We start from the raw sequence: 3,935 nt of genomic DNA on the forward strand, positions 1-3,935 counted from the left end.
CGCGCTCCACGAAGCTGCCGGATTGCGCGGGGTCGAGCACCGCGGGGTCCGCGCCGATGCCGATGCGGAGCGTGGTTTGTGCCAGCGCCGGCGCGGACAACAGGGGCAGCAAGGTGGCGGCGAGGCGAAGGGCACGGTGCATCGGGGCAGTATCCCTGGCTGATCCCGAGGATGCTGCTGCACCCCACCGAGAGGCGCAAGCATGAGGACGGTCGCCTGACCCGGCGCTTCACCCCGCCAGGGTGAGAAGCACCAGATCGTCCCGGTGAATGATCTCGTCACGGCCACGCCAGCCAAGGATGGTCTCGAGCTCCTCGCTGCGATGGCCGGCGATCAGGCGCGCGGCATCGGAATCATAGGCGGACAGGCCACGGGCCAGTTGCCGCCCCGCCTCGTCGATGACTCGCACCGGGTCGCCGCGTTCGAAGCTGCCCTCCACGGCGCGCACGCCGGCCGGCAGCAGGGATGATCCGCGCGCCAGGGCACGCGCCGCGCCGGCATCCACCACCAGCGTGCCGAGCGGCGCCAGGCTGCCGGCGATCCAGCGCTTGCGGGCGGAACGGCCCTCGCGCTCGGGCAGGAACCAGGTGCAGGGCGCGCCCTGTTGCATGGCGGCGAGCGGCCGGTCCTGCGCGCCGAGCGCGATGGCCATGGCGCAGCCGGCGCCGGTTGCGATGCGGGCCGCGATCAGCTTGGTGCGCATGCCGCCGGAGGAATAGCCGGGCGGCGGCTCGCCCCCCATCGCCATGATCTCCTCCGTGATCTGCGCCACCACGGGGATATGGGCCGCGGCAGGGTCGCGGCGCGGATCGGCGGTGTAGAGGCCATCGATATCCGACAGCAGCACCAGCGCATCCGCCTCCACCATCTCCGCCACGCGTGCGGCCAGGCGGTCATTGTCGCCGAAGCGGATCTCGGCGGTGGCGACGGTGTCGTTCTCGTTGATGACGGGGATGCAGCCCAGCGCCAGCAGCGTGTTCAGCGTGGCCCGCGCATTCAGGTAGCGGCGGCGATCCTCGCTATCCTCCAGCGTCAGCAGCAGCTGCGCGGCACTGAGCTGCACGGCGGACAGCGCATCGGCCCAGGCGCCGGCCAGGCGGATCTGGCCGACGGCGGCGGCGGCCTGCTTTTCCTCCAGCCGCAACGTCTTCTTCCGCGTCAGGCCCAGCGCGTGGCGGGCGAGCGCGATGGCGCCGGAGGAAACCAGGATCACCTCCGCCCCCCGCGCCCGCAGCGCCGCGACATCCTGCGCGACCCCGGCCAGCCAGGCGCTGCGCGGCGTGGCGGTGGCGTTGTCCACCACCAGGGCGGAGCCGATCTTGACGACGATGCGGCGGGCGGTGGCGAGGGAAGGCAGCATCGGCGGGTCTCAGCCTCGGCGGTCGGCCAGGATCTGCTGGTACAGCGCGTAGAGCACCTGCTTCACGCCCGCCCCGGTGGCACCCGAGACCAGCAGCGCGGGCTTGCCGGCGGCCTTGGACAGCGCCTTGAGGCGGGATGCGGTGGCCTGCGGCGTCATCGCATCCGACTTGTTCAGCGCGACAACCTCCGGCTTGTCCGCCAGCCCGCCGCCATAGCCGGCGAGTTCCTCGCGGATGGTGCGGTAGGCGGCGGCCGGGTCGGCGGCCGTGCCATCGACCAGATGCAACAGGACCGCGCAGCGTTCCACATGGCCGAGGAAGCGGGTGCCGAGGCCGGCGCCTTCATGCGCGCCCTCGATCAGGCCAGGGATATCGGCCAGGACGAATTCCAGCGAGCCGTCGCGGGACGGCGTGCCGTCCGGGTTCAGCCGCACCACGCCAAGCTGCGGGTGCAGCGTGGTGAAGGGATAATCCGCCACCTTCGGTCGTGCCGCGGAGACGGCGGCCAGGAAGGTGGACTTCCCGGCATTCGGCAGCCCGAGCAGCCCGCTATCGGCGATCAGCTTCAGGCGCAGCCAGATGGCGCGTTCCTGGCCGGGCCAGCCGGGATCGGCCCGGCGGGGCGATCGGTTGGTGGCGGATTTGAAGGTGGCATTGCCGTAGCCGCCATCGCCGCCCTTGGCGATGACGATGCGCTGGCCGACCTCGGTCAGGTCCGCGAGCAGGGTTTCCTTGTCCTCGGCCAGGATCTGGGTGCCGACCGGCACCTTCATGATGACGTCGTCGGACCCGGCCCCGGTGCGGTCCTGGCCGGCGCCGTTGCCACCCTTGCGGGACTTGAAGTGCTGCGCGTAGCGGTAGTCGATCAGCGTGTTCAGGCCGTCCACGGCCTCGATGATCACGTCGCCGCCCTTGCCGCCATTGCCGCCGTCGGGGCCACCGTATTCGATGAACTTCTCGCGGCGGAAGGCGATGACGCCGTCTCCGCCGTCACCCGCCTTCACATGGACCTTGGCTTCGTCGAGGAATTTCATGGTCTGTGTCCGATACCCGGAAACGCGAACGGGGGCCTGGCGGCCCCCGTCCAAACGCTCGCCAGGAGGTCTCGGCCTATTCGGCCGCGACGGCCATGGGCGTGATGGAAACCTGGACGCGGCCCTCGGCCTTGCGCTCGAACTTCACATGCCCGGTGACCAGCGCATGCAGCGAGTGCGTGCGGCCGACCAGGACGTTCGAGCCGGCGCGCATCTTGGTGCCGCGCTGGGTGACGAGGATGTTGCCGGCCTGGACGAACTGGCCGTCCGAGCGCTTGACGCCGAGCCGCTTGCCAGCCGAGTCGCGGCCGTTGCGCGACGAACCGCCGGCCTTTTTGTGTGCCATGGTGTGGGGTCCTTTCTGTCGCTAGCGGATCAGGCCGCGGCGATCGCGGAAATGCGGAGAACGGTCTGCATCTGGCGATGCCCGTTCTTGCGGCGGCTGTTCTTCCGGCGGCGCTTCTTGAAGATGATCACCTTGTCGCCGCGCGTCTGGCCTTCGACCACCGCGGTGACGGTCGCACCCGGCACGGTCGGCGCGCCGAGGGTGAGGCCGGCATCGGTGCCGAGGGCCAGGACGTCGTGGAAGGTGATGGTGGCGCCGGGCTCGGCCTCGAGCTTCTCGACGGTCAGCACGGCATCGGGAGTGACGCGGTACTGCTTGCCGCCGGTGCGGATCACTGCATAGGTCATGTTCGCGCTCGGGCTTTCGAGGTCCGGTGCTGCTGGGCGGGTTCGCCCGGACGAGTTTGGGTGGTTCGGCCATAACTGACCGCCGGCCTCCCCAGGCCATTGCCGCCTGGGTGTCCGGAGGGCGCAGCGTATAGCGGGGTGCCGGGCCGAGAGTCAACGGCGTGGCGGGTTGCGTACCGCCCTTCGTGTGATTATAGGGCGCCACCGCCTGCGGAGAGGTGGCAGAGTGGTCGATCGCGTCGGTCTCGAAAACCGAAGTAGATGCAAGTCTACCGTGGGTTCGAATCCCACCCTCTCCGCCAGTTTCGCTTTGGTTCGCACCTCTGCGCTGCTTTTCGCTCCGGTTCGCGCATTCCCTCAGGACACGATCGAAGCCGCGCGAAATCCTGCGAGGGGCCTTTTGTAACCGCGCGCACTTCCGCCGCCAGTGCTCCCGGGTTCGCGCTGACCCTGCCCCCAACTTGCCCTCGTTCATGAGCAGATTCTGTTCTCCATTTGCCCCGATGCGGGGCGGGTTGCAGAGGCTGCTGGCGTGAGCCCGTTCAGGCTCGTGTGTGGGCGGGTCGTGTTGTAGTCGCTCCTCCATGCTTCGATGATCCGGCGCGCCGCGGCCATCTCCACCCCGCCTTGTCGGAGCAATCAGGCTACTGCGCCAGGTAGCACCCGAAAAACCAGACAACGCCAGGATCAGGACATCGCCGCCGTGGGATCGTGTCCCATCGCGTGGTGTAGGAGCGCGATGATCTTTGGCGGGCTGGGCCGCCATATCAGGCGGGCACGGCCGAGAGCCTGACGGTGGCATTATCGCTGACGGTGCTGATGGCTTCCAGGGTCATATAGCGGGCGC

Annotated in this window: 4 protein-coding genes, 1 tRNA gene and 1 pseudogene; 1 reads left to right on the plus strand and 5 read right to left on the minus strand. The window is 69.4% G+C overall.

The genetic code is table 11. The features are described 5' to 3' along the window. Positions 1 to 229: 229 nt before the first annotated feature. The 4 genes from proB to rplU form a co-directional block, all read right to left on the minus strand. Positions 230 to 1,360 carry a glutamate 5-kinase gene (proB, locus tag Q8S40_RS21155; protein ID WP_305671988.1) on the minus strand — a complete coding sequence of 377 codons (1,131 nt, stop codon included), beginning with the start codon at positions 1,358 to 1,360 and terminating at the stop codon, positions 230 to 232. Positions 1,361 to 1,369: 9 nt separating this feature from the next. Continuing rightward, entirely contained in the window at positions 1,370 to 2,395 is a 1,026-nt protein-coding gene (gene obgE, locus Q8S40_RS21160) for a GTPase ObgE (RefSeq protein ID WP_304812669.1), read from the minus strand. Between the two features lie 76 nt (positions 2,396 to 2,471). Then, positions 2,472 to 2,741 carry a 50S ribosomal protein L27 gene (gene rpmA, locus Q8S40_RS21165; protein WP_304812667.1) on the minus strand — a complete coding sequence of 90 codons (270 nt, stop codon included), beginning with the start codon at positions 2,739 to 2,741 and terminating at the stop codon, positions 2,472 to 2,474. 29 nt (positions 2,742 to 2,770) lie between these two features. Further along, a complete protein-coding gene (gene rplU, locus Q8S40_RS21170) occupies positions 2,771 to 3,088 on the minus strand; it encodes a 50S ribosomal protein L21 (protein WP_304812665.1) in 318 nt (105 codons plus the stop codon). Positions 3,089 to 3,300: 212 nt separating this feature from the next. Here rplU and Q8S40_RS21175 point away from each other — a divergent pair. Continuing rightward, a tRNA-Ser gene (locus tag Q8S40_RS21175) sits at positions 3,301 to 3,390 on the plus strand. Between the two features lie 169 nt (positions 3,391 to 3,559). Here Q8S40_RS21175 and Q8S40_RS21180 read toward each other — a convergent pair. Then, positions 3,560 to 3,703 (minus strand): annotated as a pseudogene (locus tag Q8S40_RS21180) (integrase core domain-containing protein); the annotation flags it as partial. Positions 3,704 to 3,935: the final 232 nt, after the last annotated feature.

Source organism: Falsiroseomonas sp. (assembly GCF_030695085.1).
Classification (GTDB): Bacteria; Pseudomonadota; Alphaproteobacteria; order Acetobacterales; family Acetobacteraceae; genus Falsiroseomonas.

What these genes read in the sequence shown, in the direction of transcription:
- proB (WP_305671988.1), bottom strand. Translation starts at nt 1,360, where the DNA reads ATGCTGCCTTCCCTCGCCACCGCCCGCCGCATCGTCGTCAAGATCGGC.
- obgE (WP_304812669.1), bottom strand. Translation starts at nt 2,395, where the DNA reads ATGAAATTCCTCGACGAAGCCAAGGTCCATGTGAAGGCGGGTGACGGC.
- rpmA (WP_304812667.1), bottom strand. Translation starts at nt 2,741, where the DNA reads ATGGCACACAAAAAGGCCGGCGGTTCGTCGCGCAACGGCCGCGACTCG.
- rplU (WP_304812665.1), bottom strand. Translation starts at nt 3,088, where the DNA reads ATGACCTATGCAGTGATCCGCACCGGCGGCAAGCAGTACCGCGTCACT.